The 2161-nt window shown below is 53.2% G+C and carries 5 protein-coding genes; all 5 read right to left on the bottom strand.

Going from position 1 to position 2161, the window contains the following annotated elements:
* The coding region (locus tag AB0B35_RS42035; RefSeq protein WP_361057493.1) for a hypothetical protein at positions 1–409 on the bottom strand (409 nt) is incomplete at its 3' end.
* Positions 406–588: a hypothetical protein gene (locus AB0B35_RS42040; protein WP_356808694.1), complete on the bottom strand. Its 183-nt coding sequence runs from the start codon at positions 586–588 to the stop codon at positions 406–408. The genes AB0B35_RS42035 and AB0B35_RS42040, both read right to left, overlap by 4 nt.
* Positions 572–1207 (bottom strand): ead/Ea22-like family protein, encoded by a 636-nt coding sequence (locus AB0B35_RS42045; RefSeq protein WP_350590966.1) that lies wholly within the window; start codon positions 1205–1207, stop codon positions 572–574. The genes AB0B35_RS42040 and AB0B35_RS42045 overlap by 17 nt, the downstream gene beginning before the upstream one ends.
* On the bottom strand, positions 1200–1490 hold the full coding sequence (locus AB0B35_RS42050) for a hypothetical protein (protein ID WP_350590967.1): 291 nt from the start codon (positions 1488–1490) through the stop codon (positions 1200–1202). The genes AB0B35_RS42045 and AB0B35_RS42050 overlap by 8 nt, the downstream gene beginning before the upstream one ends.
* Positions 1491–1790: 300 nt before the next feature.
* Positions 1791–1991 (bottom strand): stationary-phase-induced ribosome-associated protein, encoded by a 201-nt coding sequence (sra, locus tag AB0B35_RS42055; RefSeq protein ID WP_350590968.1) that lies wholly within the window; start codon positions 1989–1991, stop codon positions 1791–1793.
* Positions 1992–2161: the final 170 nt, after the last annotated feature.

The following is a 2161-nucleotide window of genomic DNA, read 5'->3' on the forward strand; positions in this document are numbered from 1 at the left end:
CATCGAAAAGATCGTCCGCATGTATGTTCATAAGTGAGCGCACATGCTCTGGACATTTCTCCGGCACTGCTGGCGCTGGCGGGGCGGTGTAGAGAGGGGAATAAACCGCAACATCATCTGCCGCATTCGGTTGCTGTTCCAATGTCATGCATACACCTGAGAATTTGTTCAGGTAGGCCACCGGCTGCGCCTCCCGGTTAGCCGCCACCGCAAATTCCAGTGCGTCGATATGCTCCACGATGGCCTTGATAGTCTTTTGGCTGGCGTACTGCCATAGGCCTGGCTCTAACTCGCATTTCTCCTTTGCGCTTTCTGGTTCTGCCTTGGCTATTGCTCGCATGTATTTCAGTAGCGCTCGAAACTCTTTGGTTGTTTCAACAGCGCTCAACTGCTCAGTCGTTAGTGTCATGCCTCCCCCTTAACTGCAGAATTCAGCGCATTCAGCACCATGTCTGTGAAAACCCCTTTACCATTTACTTTCGCGTGCGCTTCTATTTCACGAATGGCAGATTTCAAAACCCCAACGTTAACGCGCACGACACGCTGGTTTTCTCTACTGACTCTCTCAAGTTCAGCTAGTTTGTCCATCCTGCTCACCCCCCTCTACGGTGAAGCCAGCGGCGCGGATAGCCTTGGCGCTGTCGTTGATTGCAGAGTTGTGACCGTAGAACATGGACTTTGTTGATTTGTCACCGGCCATCTTCATGTTGTACTTCTCCGGCAACCGCACCGGCGTAGCCAGCCGCTTTTCTGCCGCTCCCAATGATCGCCCTAAATCTCCGTTTTTCTTCTCCAGAGATTCGATTCTGTCCTGCTGCTGATTGATGTGGTCGTCCTGAGCTTGATTGGCGCGTTCCAGCTCGGCGATGCGCTCGCTTAGTGAGTCGGCATTGTTCTGCATGTTAACTCGCAGCTTTTTGCCGTGTTCTATTTCTCGCATCAGCAATTTATTTTGCTCATCCTTCGCTTCCAGCTCTGCCAGCAGGGCAAGAACTACAGCAGGGTTAGCGGCGGCGATGAAAGCCATATCGCGCTGGCTAACGCTCACGCACGGCACGCCATCGGATGCGCGAAAGGCACTCAGCACATCGCCATCTTTTCCGCTTGGGGTGCTGCTCAATCGAGCCATGCTGTTACTTGTGAACCATTCCCACGGCCCCGGAGTAGCGGACATTGCGGCCGCTTTCAGTTCGCTGAATTTATCCATTGCTCTGCTCCTTCATGGCTGCGTGATCAACCGCCAATTCTGCGGCTTTAGCTATCGCCACTCTCGGCACTGTGATATCCAATAACGCGCCGTGGATGTGGCGCATTGCCTGTTCGAGCTCGGCTATTTTCTGCTCCAGGGCGGAGACGTACTCTTGCGAGTAGAGGGGTTCCGGGTTTTTTGGCTCATCGCTACGAAACCAACCGATACGCATCACTGACGAATCAAGTTCATCGTAGTAAATCTGCGCCACAGGCTTGCTCAGTTCGCTCAGCTTGTCCATCTCGTTACCTCACTCTGAATCCGTTGCAGTTGCGAAGGAACTCGACGATGTAGCCCTTCATTCTGCCGTGCCATTATTTGTCGTTACCGTTGCACCACCCGTCCGGCGGAGTCCATGCCTCAACCAAATCAGCCATCTTTTTGGCCTTGGCCGGAGTAGCAGTAGCCGTGTCACAGAATTTCCGGGTGTCTGTCAGCGCTTCCATCCCCGGGATATCCAGCACACAAAACCATGTGTGATTTGGCATTTCGACGTCAGGAATCCGTTGGTTTGGTCTTCTAATGTCAACCATGCATACGCTCATAATGCTTTCTCCTGGGCCTCGGCCCGCAGCGCGCGAATAATTCTTGCGGCGCGTTTATGGCGCCGGGTTAGCATGCGAAACCGATCGGTAGGCCATCCGTTTTCGTCGTCTTCCGGCGTCCTGCAGCGGTAGTTGCTGACTTTGTACGGCATACCCAACAATCTCCGCGCCGCTCTGTTGCTCTTACGCTTAGCCATGCTCCACCTCACTAGCGCTGTCACTTGACATCACCTTTGTAAAAGCTTCATGAACAGCACTTCTCATCTTGCTGATATCATCTTCCATACTGCGAAATTCGACCTGTTTACGGCTTCTCTGCAGGGTGTAACCGCAGCGAGCCATGTACCAAAGGAAGGTATCGACAACG

This window comes from Catellatospora sp. NPDC049133, assembly GCF_040648455.1.
Taxonomy (GTDB): domain Bacteria; phylum Actinomycetota; class Actinomycetes; order Mycobacteriales; family Micromonosporaceae; genus Catellatospora; species Catellatospora aurea.

What these genes read in the sequence shown, in the direction of transcription:
- AB0B35_RS42040 (WP_356808694.1), bottom strand. Translation starts at nt 588, where the DNA reads ATGGACAAACTAGCTGAACTTGAGAGAGTCAGTAGAGAAAACCAGCGT.
- AB0B35_RS42050 (WP_350590967.1), bottom strand. Translation starts at nt 1,490, where the DNA reads ATGGACAAGCTGAGCGAACTGAGCAAGCCTGTGGCGCAGATTTACTAC.
- sra (WP_350590968.1), bottom strand. Translation starts at nt 1,991, where the DNA reads ATGGCTAAGCGTAAGAGCAACAGAGCGGCGCGGAGATTGTTGGGTATG.
- AB0B35_RS42045 (WP_350590966.1), bottom strand. Translation starts at nt 1,207, where the DNA reads ATGGATAAATTCAGCGAACTGAAAGCGGCCGCAATGTCCGCTACTCCG.